18 protein-coding genes are annotated in these 15,089 nt (G+C 53.5%); 8 read left to right on the plus strand and 10 right to left on the minus strand.

Annotated elements, in window-relative coordinates; translation table 11 throughout:
* The first annotated feature begins 17 nt into the window (after positions 1 to 17).
* The 3 genes from ABLU73_RS09485 to ABLU73_RS09495 all read left to right on the plus strand — a co-directional run bounded on the left by ABLU73_RS09485 (position 18) and on the right by ABLU73_RS09495 (position 2,639).
* Positions 18 to 215, plus strand: coding sequence for a hypothetical protein (locus ABLU73_RS09485; RefSeq protein WP_135721644.1), 198 nt, complete (start codon positions 18 to 20; stop codon positions 213 to 215).
* 362 nt (positions 216 to 577) lie between these two features.
* Positions 578 to 2,221 (plus strand): SIR2 family protein, encoded by a 1,644-nt coding sequence (locus ABLU73_RS09490; RefSeq protein ID WP_040171974.1) that lies wholly within the window; start codon positions 578 to 580, stop codon positions 2,219 to 2,221.
* Entirely contained in the window at positions 2,211 to 2,639 is a 429-nt protein-coding gene (locus ABLU73_RS09495) for a nucleoside 2-deoxyribosyltransferase (protein ID WP_040171976.1), read from the plus strand. Before ABLU73_RS09490 ends, ABLU73_RS09495 begins: the two co-directional genes overlap by 11 nt.
* 417 nt (positions 2,640 to 3,056) lie before the next feature.
* Here the strand turns inward: ABLU73_RS09495 and ABLU73_RS09500 are convergent, their stop codons facing one another.
* The 6 genes from ABLU73_RS09500 to ABLU73_RS09525 are packed head-to-tail and all read right to left on the minus strand — an operon-like array spanning position 3,057 to position 8,739.
* Positions 3,057 to 3,554: a phage tail protein gene (locus tag ABLU73_RS09500; RefSeq protein ID WP_040171978.1), complete on the minus strand. Its 498-nt coding sequence runs from the start codon at positions 3,552 to 3,554 to the stop codon at positions 3,057 to 3,059.
* A gap of 14 nt (positions 3,555 to 3,568) precedes the next feature.
* Positions 3,569 to 6,544, minus strand: coding sequence for a phage tail tape measure protein (locus ABLU73_RS09505; RefSeq protein WP_327747464.1), 2,976 nt, complete (start codon positions 6,542 to 6,544; stop codon positions 3,569 to 3,571).
* Positions 6,531 to 6,689, minus strand: coding sequence for a GpE family phage tail protein (locus tag ABLU73_RS09510; protein ID WP_075648464.1), 159 nt, complete (start codon positions 6,687 to 6,689; stop codon positions 6,531 to 6,533). Before ABLU73_RS09510 ends, ABLU73_RS09505 begins: the two co-directional genes overlap by 14 nt.
* Positions 6,689 to 7,006 carry a hypothetical protein gene (locus tag ABLU73_RS09515; RefSeq protein WP_004131585.1) on the minus strand — a complete coding sequence of 106 codons (318 nt, stop codon included), beginning with the start codon at positions 7,004 to 7,006 and terminating at the stop codon, positions 6,689 to 6,691. Before ABLU73_RS09515 ends, ABLU73_RS09510 begins: the two co-directional genes overlap by 1 nt.
* A 45-nt stretch (positions 7,007 to 7,051) precedes the next feature.
* The gene (locus ABLU73_RS09520) at positions 7,052 to 7,567 is read right to left on the minus strand and encodes a phage major tail tube protein (RefSeq protein ID WP_040171982.1); all 516 of its coding nucleotides are present in this window, start codon (positions 7,565 to 7,567) and stop codon (positions 7,052 to 7,054) included.
* On the minus strand, positions 7,567 to 8,739 hold the full coding sequence (locus ABLU73_RS09525; RefSeq protein ID WP_040171984.1) for a phage tail sheath family protein: 1,173 nt from the start codon (positions 8,737 to 8,739) through the stop codon (positions 7,567 to 7,569). Before ABLU73_RS09525 ends, ABLU73_RS09520 begins: the two co-directional genes overlap by 1 nt.
* Before the next feature lie 154 nt (positions 8,740 to 8,893).
* On the opposite strand from ABLU73_RS09525, the gene ABLU73_RS09530 reads away from it, so the two are divergent.
* From ABLU73_RS09530 to ABLU73_RS09540, 3 genes are all read left to right on the plus strand, one after another.
* The gene (locus ABLU73_RS09530; protein WP_040171987.1) at positions 8,894 to 10,033 is read left to right on the plus strand and encodes a phage late control D family protein; all 1,140 of its coding nucleotides are present in this window, start codon (positions 8,894 to 8,896) and stop codon (positions 10,031 to 10,033) included.
* Between the two features lie 43 nt (positions 10,034 to 10,076).
* On the plus strand, positions 10,077 to 10,328 hold the full coding sequence (locus ABLU73_RS09535) for an ogr/Delta-like zinc finger family protein (protein ID WP_004216467.1): 252 nt from the start codon (positions 10,077 to 10,079) through the stop codon (positions 10,326 to 10,328).
* A 265-nt stretch (positions 10,329 to 10,593) separates the two neighbouring features.
* Positions 10,594 to 10,833 (plus strand): DUF333 domain-containing protein, encoded by a 240-nt coding sequence (locus tag ABLU73_RS09540; RefSeq protein WP_049115115.1) that lies wholly within the window; start codon positions 10,594 to 10,596, stop codon positions 10,831 to 10,833.
* Here ABLU73_RS09540 and ABLU73_RS09545 read toward each other — a convergent pair.
* Entirely contained in the window at positions 10,823 to 11,161 is a 339-nt protein-coding gene (locus ABLU73_RS09545; protein WP_074194547.1) for a DUF488 family protein, read from the minus strand. The two genes, ABLU73_RS09540 and ABLU73_RS09545, sit on opposite strands and share 11 nt — an antisense overlap.
* A gap of 4 nt (positions 11,162 to 11,165) precedes the next feature.
* On the minus strand, positions 11,166 to 11,675 hold the full coding sequence (locus ABLU73_RS09550; RefSeq protein WP_004203740.1) for a DUF523 domain-containing protein: 510 nt from the start codon (positions 11,673 to 11,675) through the stop codon (positions 11,166 to 11,168).
* 145 nt (positions 11,676 to 11,820) lie between these two features.
* On the opposite strand from ABLU73_RS09550, the gene ABLU73_RS09555 reads away from it, so the two are divergent.
* Entirely contained in the window at positions 11,821 to 12,513 is a 693-nt protein-coding gene (locus ABLU73_RS09555; RefSeq protein ID WP_065697225.1) for a CTP synthase, read from the plus strand.
* 31 nt (positions 12,514 to 12,544) lie between these two features.
* Here ABLU73_RS09555 and ABLU73_RS09560 read toward each other — a convergent pair whose 3' ends face one another.
* Positions 12,545 to 13,720, minus strand: a complete 1,176-nt coding sequence (locus tag ABLU73_RS09560) for a CynX/NimT family MFS transporter (protein ID WP_264923561.1) — start codon at positions 13,718 to 13,720, stop codon at positions 12,545 to 12,547.
* Positions 13,721 to 13,826: 106 nt separating this feature from the next.
* Between ABLU73_RS09560 and ABLU73_RS09565 the strand changes: the two genes are divergently transcribed.
* Positions 13,827 to 14,621 (plus strand): helix-turn-helix transcriptional regulator, encoded by a 795-nt coding sequence (locus ABLU73_RS09565; protein WP_072206980.1) that lies wholly within the window; start codon positions 13,827 to 13,829, stop codon positions 14,619 to 14,621.
* Here the strand turns inward: ABLU73_RS09565 and ABLU73_RS09570 are convergent.
* Entirely contained in the window at positions 14,605 to 15,051 is a 447-nt protein-coding gene (locus ABLU73_RS09570) for a DUF441 domain-containing protein (RefSeq protein ID WP_004203746.1), read from the minus strand. The two genes, ABLU73_RS09565 and ABLU73_RS09570, sit on opposite strands and share 17 nt — an antisense overlap.
* Between the last annotated feature and the right edge of the window lie 38 nt (positions 15,052 to 15,089).

Consider the following 15,089-nt stretch of genomic DNA (forward strand, 5'->3'; position numbering starts at 1 on the left):
AATTTATGGAGAAATAAATGGAACAGTTAACAGCAAGCTCACTTCATGGGTTAGAAGGTTTTATCTCTATGTTTGATAAAGACTCACTGTTTCGGGGACAACTTGAGCACTACGGTGAGCCTAACAATCCACATGTTATTGCTTCATTTGACCGTTACGATTGCATACCCTCAGAAATGATGAAGTGGATGCGTTATTCTAGTAAAGTCCGATAAATGCTTATTGGTGATCACGTAAATGACTTTGCTTAGGTGCAGGCACTCTTACAGCATTACGGGGGGAGATCTTTTTTCGTTGATTGTTCTGCATCATTATCGGACAGAATGACCTATGCTCCATTTTGATATCGGTTCTGCACCGAATATGATGATTCCGATTGTCTCCTGAACTCCATAAACGGCTCGGGCATTTTTACTGATGTAGGCATGTGAACACTCTTTCCTAAAAGATAAGCTTTTCAAATGATGTAGGCGTTTTTTACACCCTAGCAGAATGACTTTTTCATGTAGATGATGGTTTGTTTAAATGCTATCCTTAGGGAGATACTAGTTTCATCCTATGAGGTAGTGGAGTGCCGATGAATATTAATACTGAAAAATTCAAATCCTCTTCGATTCAAGATGCTTGGAAATATATTTGCCAGCTTCGTGTTCAGCTTTGCAAGAATAAAGCAAGCTTAGTTTTGGGGGCGGGGATTAGTTGGGATCTTGATTTGCCTCTTTGGGATAAGTTAATTGACCGAATTAAAGTCTCAATGCAAGATAAAGCTCCAGAAGTAAAAACTGTAAACGACGCGCCAGGCAAAGCAGCGCTTGTATTATTTGAAATGTTTTGTTCTTATAGAAAAAAGGAAATACAAGAGAATAATCAATATTCTAGTGATGTTTTAATCGAAAGGAAAATTCTGGCTGATTGGCGAGAAATCATTCATCAAGCTCTATATGAAGACACAGATGCTAACAAGAGAAAAGATGTTATTAATAAGCATCCTTACTTCATCGAAATGATAGAGTTTATTAAACACTCAGAATTAACTGTTAATTATAATTTTGATGATTATATCGAGTATGGTTTGTCTTGTGAAGACCTAAATCCGACACGAAACGAACGCCCTTACCAGACAGTTTGGTCACATCACTCTCAATTTACCAAAGACAAGTGTGTTATATATCATCCGAATGGTTTTTTACCATTGGACAGAAAAAAATTTCAGAGTGAGGAGTTGATATTTTCTGATGGTGCTTTTGCTGATCAGTTGCTCGACGGTATCGGCGGAAATTTATCTACCTTGCTTCATGTTCTGACAAAAAAAACGAGCGTGCTGATTGGCCATTCATTGACTGACTCTACTCTTTTACATTTACTACGTAAAGCTAGTTCCATTAGTCCTGGTAATTATAATTACTATATAAAATACATTGGTGAGAATTCATGTGAGTTAGAACCAAAAAGTAAGTCAGCAATTTTTGAAGCGAACTTTAATAATTATAATTTAATTACTTTATTTTTTAATAGCGAGGAGATTAAATGTTTTTTAAAGGCTATTACTATGCCTGAAGAAGATTTTATGCGAATATCAGATATCTTAGGTCTTCCTACGAAATACAATTACTATCTTGTGGGGGCCGTTGGTACGGGAAAATCTACAGTAGTTAGTCAGTTTGGTAATCTTATTACACTCGATGAATGGTTTGATGAGCGACCTGCTGATATGGCTCTGTCACCAGACCATCTTTCCTCAACAAAAACAATGACAATAGATTCTTGGACTAATGAGCAGTTTGGCAAGAAAAATAGCTATTTACAAAATAAAAAAATAGGAATTTATCTCATTGATAGATCACCGTTAGATCCACTGTCATTTGTGGTGAATATTTCTGAAAGTGAAAGGGCCAGACTTATGTTGGAACAAGGTATTAGACCAGGTAAATCAAAGATGAAGATTGCATCTGGTGAAATTATCCATATGATTGGCGACTCTGATGAAATATGGTCGCGATTAATAACAAAGAGAAAAGAAAGCGATTGGCCGCAAGATAAAATTAATGATCTGCAGCAGAAGAGCATGAAGATTTATGGACCTCTTAATCCGAAACTAATCTACTCTACTAATAGAAAAGAAAATGATGTTATTCGTGATGTTGCGAGAATTATATTCTCATCATCGTACCTTCCATCCGACTTAAACGGCCATATGGAGAATATTGCAAATGGTAGCTAAAAAAAACATCTATCTGGCGGCACCTTTGTTTAATGAGGCCGAATTGTCATATAACCGAGAGCTTAAAAAGTATTTGGAATCAGAGTTTAATGTTTTTTTGCCTCAAGAAGATGGTTTGTTGTTGAGGGATATTATGGCGGAAAGTGCTTCTCTCGATGTTGCTGAGAAAAAGATTTTTGAAGCAGATGTAATGGCAATGAATAATGCGGATATAATTTTGGTTGTTCTAAATGGAGCACATATTGATGAAGGGGTTGCTTTTGAATTAGGGTATTGTTTTGCTGCTGGTAAACGCTGTGTCGGTTTAAAGGAAGATATACGGCAGGCGCTACCTACGGGAAATAACCCAATGATAAATAAAAGTTGTGAAAGAATTTTTAATAACAAAAATTCTTTACTTACATGGCTTATGTCATAGCTGGCTACTTTATTCTTGGACCTGACAAATTTCTTTTATGGCAGGTCCAAATTTAAGAACTCACTTCAGTTTGTGATTTTTTTACTTGATTATACTCTTTGCTAAAGGACTCCTGTTCATGATGAATTGATCCTTCTTTATTTCAGATGCAATTATGCAGTTCTGGGTTGCGCTGGGAAAGTATTTTCTATGAAAATAATTCCAAATATAATTCTAATGTGTCCGAATTGAATGCGGTCTTATGGTTTTTGAACGGAGATTCTCGAAAAAATTGGCCATTCAGATTCAAGCAGACACTACTCATTCGAATTATATCTTTCGTTCATGATGACTATTTGATCACCAGGTTGACATATTCTATGCTAAAGTCGGATGATATTTGCATTGAGCTGTAGTGGTTTATGAGGAAGCAAGTTTCTAGTGCTCATTATATGGATAGCTAACCATCTTCTGTGCAGTATTTAACGTGCTTTCGGCACCGTCCTTCAGTGTTGCAATCAGATCGCTAACTGAAGAACTTTTCAGTCGTTCTCTGATATCCTCATCAACCCTCTGCAATGAAAGAGTGAACTCAATTTTTTTCGCCTTACCGTAGCGATCAAACTCCTGATGCGTTTCCTGCAAACCCGTGATTACATACATCCCGTAAATTGAGCCGACGCCATCAATCAGCGGCCAGGCCAGTCCGGTGTAAGCCATTGTCGAGACCGCACCCAATGACAGGTTGCCTCCAGTGATTTCAGGATACAGTAGTCCGCCAAGCGTCAGCTGGTTCTCACCAGCGCCAACGTACTGCCATTTTGCACTACGGCCCACACGATCATTTTTAACGTGCCGCCAGTTACGAGACAGCTGCAATTGCTGATAGGGCAGTGTCCTGAGTTCAAATACAAAAAGTCCGAACACCATCATCATAGCTATAACTCCTGTTAATCATGGTCCCGGAACGAACCCCGGGCAGCGCGTAGCTGTTTGTCAATTTCTGCGCGGACCGCTTCGCCAACAAGTCGCGCCAGTTCGCGCGGATTGCTGTTCTGAATGCCATGCAGATGAACATGAATATCACCGGAAAAACTATAACCTGAAGCCGCAGCCGCCGTGTGGGTGCTTTGATTTCGGTGTACCGGTTGCCATGCCTGCGTCTGTTTTATCAATGGTTCGCCAGCGGCAATAACCGGGCGAGCACTGACAGACTGGCGGACAAGCTTCGACTCCTGCCATTCACCACGTACTGCAAGGGCTGGAGGGAGATTTTTAAATACAATGTCACCCGGCCCGATACGTTTGCGCTTTTCCTCATCTAAAAGGCCTTTGGTGTTATCCGCGATTTGGCCCAGCCGCCGCTCTGTTCCAGAGTTGCCCCCGAGCACATTGGGCGGCGGGGCGCTGCCTTTGCTTGCAGGCTTTTCAGACGACCATTGCCACTCCCTTTTAACCATGCGTCCGGATTTTTCATCCCATTCCCACATAACCGGAATAGCCCTGAGTCTGGCTGCTTCCAGCCTGGCTCTTTCAATGCCATCGGGGATGAGATCGAGCTTCTCCAGTAACCAGCCAACACCTTCCATTAACTTCTGAAGCGGCCAAAGCAGTACGCTAAGTGCAGACCCCAGGACCTCTCCAAATATCTGCCCGGCGCTGGCGCATTTGTTTAGTGCCTCGCGACTCTCCTCAACGGGCGTTAATACTTTTTTAAACCAGTTCCAGACGTTTTTGACGCCATCCCCAATGACCCCGAAAACGGGCGCCAGCCGGGAAAATGCGTTATAAACTGGCGCTAACCCCTGGATGACGCCTGTAAAAAAACCGCTAAAGAAGGCCTTAATTGGTCCCCAGTATTTCCAGATCAGTACTCCCGCAGCTACAAACGCAGCACCCACTAAACCGATTGGGCTCAAGAGCATTGATAATCCGCCGCCCAGTGCCGCAATACCGCCTTTTACAATGCCGAAGAGAGCAGGGATCCCGGTTAGCCGCAATGCCAGCCCGCCAATGCTTTTTGACAGGGCGCTGATAGCAGTCCCCGGAGAGGTAAAGGCGCCAAGTAACGCACCGCGCAGGGGTACCATCATTCTGGTTAATACGCCGATGCGTCCTGCCAGGCCGCTGAGTAAAGCACGCCATCCGCTAATTTTTACCAGTGAGCTACCGCCCGCAGCACTCAACATGCGGAACGCTGATACCGTACCTCCGATTCCGCTCCCGCCGGACAGAAGCGCAAACCCCAGCCTGAGCTTTGCAAGCGGCCCCATCAGCAGACCAGCAGCTAATGACAGACCGCCAATTACTGCGGTTAATGCCAGTGCAGTACCACCGGCGAGTAACAACGTTCGTGAAAGTCTGGGGTTTTCTTCTACCCAGCTTTGAATAGTGCCAATAACCCGACTAAGCCCCTGTGTCAGTCTGCGCAATGGGCCGTCTACTGTCTCAACCACAGAAATGCGGAACGCCTCCCACGCGCTGTCCAGCTCCTTCAAATCGCCGCCAAGGTTGTCTTTCTTCTTGTTAGCGACGGCGAATGCCTCCTGATTTTTATGCGCTTCAGCGATTTGTTCATAGAGTGACTGGAGGTAGCCATCACCTGCGCCGTTGACCAAAGACTGGAGGCTCGTAAAACCCTCTTCTCCGGCGATATCTTTGAAAAATGAAACCTGATCCACCTCACCAAAGCGGGAAACGCGTTTTTGTAGATCGAGAAGAATATCGAACGGACGTCGCATCTTTCCGCTCGCGTCGGCAGTTTCCACTCCCAGCTCTTTAAGTGCCTTTTTGGCTGCCGTAGTGGGGGAGGCCAGGCGGGAGAGTGAGCGACGCATTGCCGTACCAGCCTCGCTACCGCGAATACCCACGCGCGCCAGCGTGCCGGTCATGGCTGCGGCTTCTTCCAGGCTAATCCCAAGTCCTGCTGCTACCGGCCCGACAACTTTCATTGTCTCGCCGAGGCTGCTAAGCGTGGTATTGGTACGGGTAAATGTACCTGTCAGCACATCGCTGACGCGGTCCATTTCTCCGGCATCGAGGGAAAACTGAGAAAGAATGTTTGAGCCGATGTCTGCCGTTTCACCCAGTTCCATGCTGCCTGCCAGCGCCATATTGAGCACGCCGGGCAGTGCTGCACGGATAGCATCTGGTGTGAAGCCCGCCATTGCCAGAAAGGCCTGGCCGCTGGCGGCGTCACGCGTGGTGAAGGCGGTTTCCGCGCCGAGTTTTTTGGCCTGAGCACGCAGGGCGGCTAGTTGTGAATCGCTTTTATCGAGCCGCGTCAGCGCCTGGACGTTTGACATTTCCTCATCAAAACCAACCGCAGGTGACAGGAAGCGTCCGGCGCCGTACCCGGCTGCGGTTGCTGTACCTAATGCTATGGCACCGCCAGAGCGCAACTTCCCGGCCATCTGCTGCGCACCCTCGTAACGTTTACGAGCTTGAGTGACCGCAGCAAGTTGCCGTTTTTCCCGTTCAAGGGATTGGTTGTATTGTTCTGTGCGGTGTATCGCGTTACCTATAGTGGCGCTACTACCGGAAAGCATGACGCCATGCTGGCGCAGGGCTGATGCACTCTCACGAAGGCGAGCCACTTCCGTCACGCGTTTTGCGGTCAACCGATCAAGCCGCTCACCCAGTCGCGACATCAGTATTTGCTGTTTTTCCGTCAGCGTTCCGTTTTTACGTTGCGCTTCTGATAAGCCATCAAAGCGGGTACGAGCACGTGAGATGGAACGGTCGGTTTTGCCGACGGCCGCGGTCATTCGCTGAAAAGTGGCACCGCTCTTATCGAGCCCTTTCAGGGTGGATTGTGTTTTTCTGAGGGAGTCGGATAGGCCGCCCGCACTCTGGCGGGCAGCATTAACGGGGCGGGTAAATCTGTCGATAGCGCTGAAAGCAACGCGGATATCAAGACTCTTCATCTCTGGCACCACTTCGAAGCGCCGCCCGCTTGCGCCAGGCTATCACCTCGCCAAGATCCATGCCGAAAATTTCAGAGGGCGGCCAGTTAAAAATAACGGCAATATCAGCAACCAAATCGTCAATCTGGTCAAACGCGACGGTGATTACTCGCTCTCCGTCTCCGCCACGTTCGACGCTCCAGGCTCCGGCGGATTCAAGAAAGGGACCAGAAGCTCTGCCAGCCCGATAAAGTCCAGAGTGTGCATTTCGTTGATTTCTTTTTGTGTCAGAGCAGGCGCGGTGACTCGCGTCAACAGCGTGGCAATTGAGTCTGCATCCATATTGGCAACGCGGATAAGATTCAGGCCACGCAACGATCCGGCCTGACTGATAGCGCCGGTGATTTCCACCTGACCGATCTCACTGTCTTTACGAACTACCGGCTGCATCAGCGTGAACAGGTTTTTAGTTTTTTTAGCCATGTTTAAAATCTCCGGGCGGCATCTTTGCCACCCTCTGAAAGGTTATCAATTGCCCATGCCAAGGGCAGAGGTGATGCGGTCCGGGAACATGTTCTGACCGTTCTTTTTGTAGATGAAATTCAGCAGATCGATTTCGATAATGGGCTGATCATCTATGGAGAATTTGTAGTAGGTGGATTTAAAGGTGTAGCTTTCCTCGGTGTCTTCTCCCTGTTTTGAATCTCCACCGTCAAGTTCAGTAAATCGTCCGCGCAGCTCCACCTCGACAAGCTGGCTTTCGCCATCAGTGAAATATTCACCCGCAAAGCGCAGCCGCGTGCCGTCAATTTCTGCTCCGTATTCGAGAAACAGAGCCTTAATGACGCCGCCAAAAACAATGGAGGAATCCAGCGCGCCAGCCTCAAGGCCGAGATCAACCCCGACCGCACCCAGCATGCCACCGCCCTGATAGTCCTCTACCTTTCGTGACAGTTTGGGGCGAGTGAAAGAGGTCACTTTTCCCAGATAGTTGTCGCCGTTAACAAAGCAGCTAAAAAGCCGCAGTTTGTGAGGAATAGCCATTATTCACCCCCGAGCGACGCGAACGCCGGTTCGTAAAAATCATCAGTAAAGGTCTGGTATAGCGTCAGATCTTCAAGCGGTGGGACCGGGCTGTAGCTATAGCGCACAATCAGTTTTCCTTGGCGCAAATCCGTGGTGCCGTTGTCCAGCGTGTCATACCAGCAGTCAGCGCCGATAAGCTGGCCGGCAGTGACTTTTTTGCTGAGAGCAGAGCGGATGACGCTTACCACATCTTTCACGTTGGCCGGAGTGAGCGGGCTGTCAACAGAGGTAAATTGCGCCTCCGCAATACTGTCCGCCAGGATCTGCGCGGTACGGGTGAACACCTCGAAAGTGTAGGTTTCGGTGTCCGTGGTGCGGTTACCCCAGAAGCGGAAACCGTCACGCTTGATAAGCGTTGTGATTTCGTTGTTGTTCAGCTCGTTGGCGTCGCTGTCTTCTGCCTGCAATGCCCAGAACACATCTTTCGAAATACCCAGAACGTTATTCACTACAACGTTGGACAGTGATTTGTGCCAGCCCTGGCTGTTATCAATAGCGGCGCGCAGGCCGCAGGCGTATGCCGGGGCAGGAAACGTTTCGTTATCATCCGTCAGGGGGTTGTAAGCGATGAAGTCCGGCCAGATAAGCATAAGCTCGCGGTAAGCGAAGGTTTTGCGATAAGCGATAGCCTCCGCCATGGTCGCGCAGCCGTTACAACCGGCATAAACAAAAGCCCGCAGGTTCTGGGCAATCACGCAAAGCTGTGACGTCACTTCCTCGGTGTCGTAGTCCGGCACCGCCAGGATGCGCGGCCGATAGCCGGTTTTGGCTTCCGCTGTCAGCAGGGCATACATTCCCGTGTAGCTGTCGCCATCTGTTCCGCCAATAACGGCCTGAGACTGGCTGGGGCCGTTACCGGAAGCCTCTTCCACCCGGACAATCACAACACGCGGACTGCACTGATCGGAAATGGCTTTGAGAGTTTTGTAAAGTGACCCGGTTTTACCTGCCTTGCCGAGGACGTTACGCACCCGTGTCAGCAGTACCGGCGTATTGAGCGGGAAGGTTTCCGGATCGGCGTCATCAGCAACCGCAACAATACCGATTACGCTGGAATCAATGTCATTGATTGCCTGCTGTAGGTCGGTATTTTCGCGAGAGCGGACGCCGTGAAAACGAGTTTCAGACATAAGTTCACCATCATGTTGCTCTTTGAGTTCAGGGCAATATTCAACGTTAAGTCTGCTGGCGTCGCCTGGTTGCCGGTCTGCCAGTTCGCTGACAACAAAAAGGGATTCAGCCCCGCGCGCGGGCATGGAATCATCAGCAAAAAACGGGGGAGTTATGTCGATAGCAGACACGCTGACAACAGCAGCCGAAGCGTATGTAGATAAATTAAGTGAGGTCGTAAAGACACCGGATTTTAGCATCACGCTGGGTGGGGTTGCCCTGACCGAACTGGCCGACCGCATCACCTCGCTATCTGTTACAGATAACAACGGTTTTGATGCTGACCAGCTAACCCTGTCAGTAGATGACTCTGACGGGGTAACAGATTTACCCCCACGTGGTGCGGAGCTGGCGGTGTCCATCGGCTGGCTGGGTGAGGCGTTGATCTACAAAGGTCTCTACACCGTTGACGAGGTGGGGCATAGCGGGCCGCCGGATGTTATCGACATCACCGCGCACAGCGCTGATTTTCGCGAAGAGATGAACGTCAGGCGGGAGGTGTCCTGGCATGATGTGACGGTAGAGCGGGTGGTATCGGCCATAGCCCGGCGCTATGACCTGAAGCCGATGATTAGCGAGGCCCTGATCGACATTGAGATCGACCATGCGGATCAGACCGAAGAGAGTGACATGTCGTTTTTAACGCGCATGGCGGAGATGTTGGGGGCCATTGCCACCGTGAAAAATGGCTGTCTGCTGTTTATCCTGCCTGGGGGCGGTGTCAGTGCATCTGGTAGGGCGCTGCCATCGGCTGAGATAACCCGTGCCAGTGGAGATCGCCACAGGTTCCGCATTGCCGATCGCGATGCTTACACCGGCGTGCGGGCGTACTGGCTGGATCTTAATTTCGGTAAGAAAAAACCGGTCAAGGTCACTAAGCGCAAAACAAATACTGCCAGAAAAAAGTCTGAGGAGAAAAGCAGCCGCCCGGAAGGGGATTACATGGAGGGCGCTGAAGGTAACGTGTATGTTTTGCGTAAAACCTATCAGAACGAAACGGCAGCCAGGCGCGCAGCTGCGGCAAAATGGATACAGCTCCAGAAAGGCGCGGCACAGTTTTCGATAACCCTGGCGCGCGGCCGCGCCGATTTATACCCGGGTATGCATCTGACCGTGTCGGGCTTTAAGCCTGAAATCGATAATCAGGATTGGATCATTGCCAGAGCGGAACATGTGATCGGTGATAATGGATTTACCACGAAAATGGAGCTTGAGGCGAAAATAAGCGACTGGATTGCAGAAACTGAACAGTAGCGGCCATAATAGCCGTGAGTTCAACTCCCTATGGGAGATCATCATGTTTGTTTGTCCCTACTGCGGCGCAAACGCCCGCACCCGCACCAGCCGCCGGTTAAGCGAGTTCACCATCCGGCAATACCATCAATGCCAGAACCTTGAATGCAGCGAGTCATTCACGACACTTAACACCGTAGAGCGCAGAGTAACGAAGCGCTCAACCAGCGCAGATCCTTTGCCGCCAGGATTTATCCCCGGCGACGCTTTCCCGGCTTCTCATTACGGGAACCGTCAACTTAGTCTTGCGGTATAAAAATAGCCCCCTGGAAAGGGGGCTATTCTTGTCAATGTGGTCGATATGTGGACATTTTTGAAATAAATCCTTTTATTTCAATTCATTAAATCCCAAAAAAAAGCCCCGTCGGGGGCGACGGGGAAAAACTCATTGATTATGGAATGATCTGTTCTCTGGTCAGTTCGAGAACAGGGGCTACTCTACGGGGGAAAAGTGCAGGCAAGATGGAGAAACCATGGAGATTCAGGCTAAAATCCCCGGGAATTGGAGAAAGGGAGAAAAGATGAAAAAGTTACTGGCTATTTTGCCCCTGGCGCTGGCCGGCTGTGCCCAGCCGCAGCCCACCGCGCCGACGAAAACCATCGGCATGCCCAATCCCGCGGCGGTCTACTGTCAGCAATCCGGCGGCATCCGGGTGCCGGTGCAAACGCCGCAGGGCGTCAGCACCCAGTGCAAGCTGCCCAGCGGCGAAACTCTCGATGAGTGGGCGCTATGGCGCCGGGACCATCCGGCTAAATCGTAACCGGCAGGGCCGCCAGCCAGGCGGCCAGCACCCGGGCATGATTCTGCTCGGTGTTCTTCGCGGCGTACAGCAGCGTCAGCGTCTGGCGCTGCGCCAGCGCCGCCAGCCGCAGGCCCGTGTCGCGATGGGCGTCGAGCTCCTGAAGATAGCGCTGGCTGAAGTGGTCGAAATCGATCGCCTCGCCGTGAAAGGCTTTCCGCAGCTCAGCGGACGGCGTTAACTCTTTACACCACTCATCACAGGCCAGCGCCTCTTTTTTAATCCCCCGCGGCCAGAGACGGTCGACCAGCACCCGGTAGCCGTCGCTGCTTTCCTGCGGATCGTACACCCGTTTACATTGAATCATCATCCTGCTCCCTCTGTGCCATCCAGGCGAGCAACTGCGGGATCTGCCCGTCGGAAAATACCGTGATGCCGTGGGCGCGCAGCAGCTCGGCGGCCACGCCGGCGCCCGCTTTGCGCCGCCCGCGAAAGGAACCGTCATAGATAAACTGGCTGCCGCAGGTGGGGCTGCCGTCGGTGAGTAACGCCGCCTGACAGCCCGCTTCCCGGGCGGCGCTGAGCGCCAGCCAGGCGGCCAGCTGATAATGTCCCGTGACGTCGCGGCCGTCGCTTTCCACGATCCGCGCCCGCCCGGCAAGCACATCGCCGCCGGCGCCGTCGACGATCTCCGCCGGCAGGCGGGGCGTCGGCAGACCGGCCGCCAGCTCCGGGCAGTGGATCACCAGACGATCCGCCTGCTGCCAGCGGGACAGGGTCGCCGCCAGCTGCGCTTTCTCGCTACCGTTATATCGCACCTGGAATCCCATCAGGCAGGCGCTGACCAAAAGCTTACTTTTCATCCTCTCTCCCTTTTGCGCTTGCTCCAGTATACCTCACCCGCCGGCCACGGCGGTGGGGTGAAAATAAGGATTGTGTTCCACAGAGGGGATCGCTATCCTGACGTGCCTTGTGCTGCTCGTCTCGTCCAGACATAAGGAACCTGCTATGAAAACCCCTTTACGCCTCGCCCTTGTCGGCGATTATCACCCCGATATTGTTGCCCATCAGGCCATTCCCCTGGCAATAGACGATGCTGCCGCCGTGCTGGAGCAGCCGGTGAAATATGACTGGCTCGCCACCCCGTCGATCGCCTCCGGCGACGCGCTGGCGGAGTACGATGCCGTCTGGGTCGTTCCCGGCAGCCCGTATCGTCACCCGGAAGGCGCGTTTACCGCTATCCGCTATGCCCGTGAAAACAGCATTCCTTTCCTCGGCACCTGCGGCGGCTTTCAGCACGCGGTGATTGAATACGCCCGTAACGTGCTCGGCTGGCAGGATGCCGGTCATGCGGAAACCGACAGCGAAGGGCGGATGGTGATCGCGCCCCTCAGCTGCTCGCTGGTGGAGGCTTGTGCCGTCGTCGAGCTGCGGGCGAATACGCTGATTGCCCGCGCCTATGGTCGGGAGAGCATTGAAGAGGGCTACCACTGCCGCTACGGTGTGGACAGCGCGTTTGCCGCGGAGCTGGAGCAGGGCGATCTGCGCGTCACCGGCTGGGATGAAGAGGGTGAGATCCGCGCCGTCGAGCTGGTGACGCACCCGTTTTTTGTCGCCACCTTGTTCCAGCATGAGCGCCACGCGCTGGACGGGCGTCCTGCGCCGCTGGTGCAGGCGTTGCTGCGCGCCGCGGCACAATAACCCTACCGGCAGCGCCCGCTGCCGGTCATCTTCAGGGATGAATCTCCCGGTCGCGCCCGGCGAGGGCGCCGCAGATCGCCATCACCAGCGAAATCAGCGCCACCGCCAGCAGCGGAATATGCCAGTCGCCATTGGCATCGTGGATCCTGCCCATCAGCGGCGGCCCGCAGGCAGCCAGCAGATAGCCGACGCTCTGCGCCATCCCCGACAGCGCCGCGGCCTGGTGCGCCGAGCTGGCGCGCATGCCGATAAACGTCAGGCCGAGGATCATCGTGGCTCCGGAGCCAAAGCCGAACAGCAGCGTCCAGCCGATCGCCAGCCCTGGCAGTAGCCACAGTCCGGCGGCGCTGATGGCGCACATCAGGGCGACCAGCACCGCGATCCCGCGCTGGTCGCGCAGCCGATGCAGGATCAGCGGTATCGCCAGGCCGGGCGCAGCGGTCGCCAGCTGCAGCAGGCCATGCAGCGAGCCGGCCTGCGCTTCGCTATAGCCCATACTCTGCAGAATCGACGGCAGCCAGCCGATAATCACGTAATAGACCAGCGAGTTGATGCCGAGGAACAGCGTCACCTGCCAGGCCAGCGCCGACCGCCAGATCCCCCGGTTATGCATGGCGCCTGAGCCGGTCAGCGGGGCCTCCGCTTGACGCCGGGACTGCGGCAGCCAGCTGAGGAGCGCCAGCAGCGGAAAGATCATCAGCAGCAGCAGCGCCCCGCGCCAGCCGAATCCGGCCATCGCCACGGGGACCACCAGCGCCGAGCCTAGCGCCGCTGCGCCGCCCATCGTCAGGGAATAGGCGCCGGTCATCCGCGCGACATGCTGCGAGAAATCCCGTTTAATCAGCCCGGGCAGCAGCACGTTTCCCAGCGCAATGCCGCAACCGATCACCGCCGTGCCGATAAACAGCCATGCAGCGGAGGGCAGGGAGCGCAGGGCAATGCCGGCGCAGATCAGCAGCATCGCCAGCAACAGGCTGCGCTCCATGCCGAACCGGCGGGCAACCCCTGCAGCCAGCGGCGAGACAAGGCCAAAGGCCAGCAGCGGCAGGGTGGTGAGCAGCCCGGTCTGCGCGGTGGTCAGGCCATAGTCGCTACGAATCGCGTCCAGCAGCGGCGCCGCGCCGGTAAAGACCACGCGCAGGGTGGTGGCGATGAGCAGGATACCGGCAATCAGCAGCGCGGAGCGGCGGCCGGTGGAGGAGATCACAGAAGACATATCATTCTCAAGGTAACTAACGAGGGGGTTACGATAGCGACTTTGTCCTCTGTTTAAATCAAGCTAAAATGACAGATTATCGCTAATATCGGACAACATGATGATCGGACTGGGTCTGGATGGTTATGAACCGGACAGTGGCCACGAATCGGCCATTGCCTTTCGTATTCGGGTGGTGGAGGCGGAGCAGTATATTCCGGCGCATTCCCACCGTAAGGGGCAGCTGATCCTCGCCCTGCACGGCGCCTTAACCTGCGAGGTGGAGAACGCGATGTGGATGGTGCCACCGCAGTATGCGGTGTGGGTCCCGGGGCAGCTTTCCCACAGTAACCGCGCCACCCCCGGCGCCCAGGTGTGCTTCCTGTTCATCGAGCCGGGTGCCGCGCCGATGCCGGACCGCTGCTGTACGTTAAAGATTTCCCCGCTGGTGCGGGAGCTGATCCTCGCCCTGGCGGAACGCGGCGGGGAGTCGCTGGCCGCCCCCGCCACGGCCCGGCTGGTGCAGGTTCTGTTTGATGAGCTGCCCCGTCAGCCGCAGGAGCACCTGCAGCTGCCGGTATCGAACCACCCGAAAATTCGCCAGATGGTGACGATGATGGCCGAGGATCCGGCGCGCTGGCAGACCCTGAGCCAGTGGGCGGCGGAGTTCGCGATGAGCGAGCGCAATCTGGCGCGGCTGGTGGTGCGTGAAACGGGGCTGAGCTTTCGCCGCTGGCGCCATCAGCTGCAGCTGATCCTTGCACTGCAGCTGCTGATCCGCGGGCAGACGGTGCAGCAGACGGCCCAGGCGCTGGGCTACGACTCCACCACCGCCTTCATCACCATGTTTAAGAAAGGGCTGGGGCAGACGCCGGGCCGCTATCACGGCAGCCTGGCTACGACTTCCCAATAAACAGCGAGATGATCCCGGCGGCAATCAGCGGCCCCACCGGGACGCCGCGAAACAGGGCGACGCCGAGCACCGTACCGACCAACAGCCCGGCCACCAGATGCGGCTGGGAGCCCATCAGCGAGACGCCGCGTCCGCCAAGCCACGAGACAAACACCCCGACCGCAATCGCCAGCAGCGATTTCCAGTTCATAAAGGAGTGGATCAGCGTCGATGGCGGCAGCGTGCCGCTGGCGATGGGCGCCATCACGCCGATAGTCAGAATGATGATCCCGACGGTCAGGCCCTGCTTCTCAATCCAGGGAAAGAAGGCGTTCAGCGGCGTGACGCGCACGATAATCAGCACGAGGATGGAGATTGCTACGGTGGTGTTATGACTGATAAAGCCGAGCGCCGCCAGACCCAGCAGGATCAACAGGGTGGTATCAAACATGTACAGAGGTCCTTGCCAAAAAAAGAATGCCAAAAAAT

Source organism: Klebsiella sp. GG_Kp175 (assembly GCF_040062325.1).
Lineage (GTDB): Bacteria > Pseudomonadota > Gammaproteobacteria > Enterobacterales > Enterobacteriaceae > Klebsiella > Klebsiella quasipneumoniae.

Bases quoted from the DNA above. Each gene is read 5' to 3' on its own strand.
- ABLU73_RS09485 (WP_135721644.1), top strand. From the start codon at position 18: ATGGAACAGTTAACAGCAAGCTCACTTCATGGGTTAGAAGGTTTTATC.
- ABLU73_RS09490 (WP_040171974.1), top strand. From the start codon at position 578: ATGAATATTAATACTGAAAAATTCAAATCCTCTTCGATTCAAGATGCT.
- ABLU73_RS09495 (WP_040171976.1), top strand. From the start codon at position 2,211: ATGGTAGCTAAAAAAAACATCTATCTGGCGGCACCTTTGTTTAATGAG.
- ABLU73_RS09500 (WP_040171978.1), bottom strand. From the start codon at position 3,554: ATGATGATGGTGTTCGGACTTTTTGTATTTGAACTCAGGACACTGCCC.
- ABLU73_RS09505 (WP_327747464.1), bottom strand. From the start codon at position 6,544: ATGAAGAGTCTTGATATCCGCGTTGCTTTCAGCGCTATCGACAGATTT.
- ABLU73_RS09515 (WP_004131585.1), bottom strand. From the start codon at position 7,006: ATGGCTAAAAAAACTAAAAACCTGTTCACGCTGATGCAGCCGGTAGTT.
- ABLU73_RS09520 (WP_040171982.1), bottom strand. From the start codon at position 7,567: ATGGCTATTCCTCACAAACTGCGGCTTTTTAGCTGCTTTGTTAACGGC.
- ABLU73_RS09525 (WP_040171984.1), bottom strand. From the start codon at position 8,739: ATGTCTGAAACTCGTTTTCACGGCGTCCGCTCTCGCGAAAATACCGAC.
- ABLU73_RS09530 (WP_040171987.1), top strand. From the start codon at position 8,894: ATGTCGATAGCAGACACGCTGACAACAGCAGCCGAAGCGTATGTAGAT.
- ABLU73_RS09535 (WP_004216467.1), top strand. From the start codon at position 10,077: ATGTTTGTTTGTCCCTACTGCGGCGCAAACGCCCGCACCCGCACCAGC.
- ABLU73_RS09540 (WP_049115115.1), top strand. From the start codon at position 10,594: ATGAAAAAGTTACTGGCTATTTTGCCCCTGGCGCTGGCCGGCTGTGCC.
- ABLU73_RS09550 (WP_004203740.1), bottom strand. From the start codon at position 11,675: ATGAAAAGTAAGCTTTTGGTCAGCGCCTGCCTGATGGGATTCCAGGTG.
- ABLU73_RS09555 (WP_065697225.1), top strand. From the start codon at position 11,821: ATGAAAACCCCTTTACGCCTCGCCCTTGTCGGCGATTATCACCCCGAT.
- ABLU73_RS09565 (WP_072206980.1), top strand. From the start codon at position 13,827: ATGATGATCGGACTGGGTCTGGATGGTTATGAACCGGACAGTGGCCAC.
- ABLU73_RS09570 (WP_004203746.1), bottom strand. From the start codon at position 15,051: ATGTTTGATACCACCCTGTTGATCCTGCTGGGTCTGGCGGCGCTCGGC.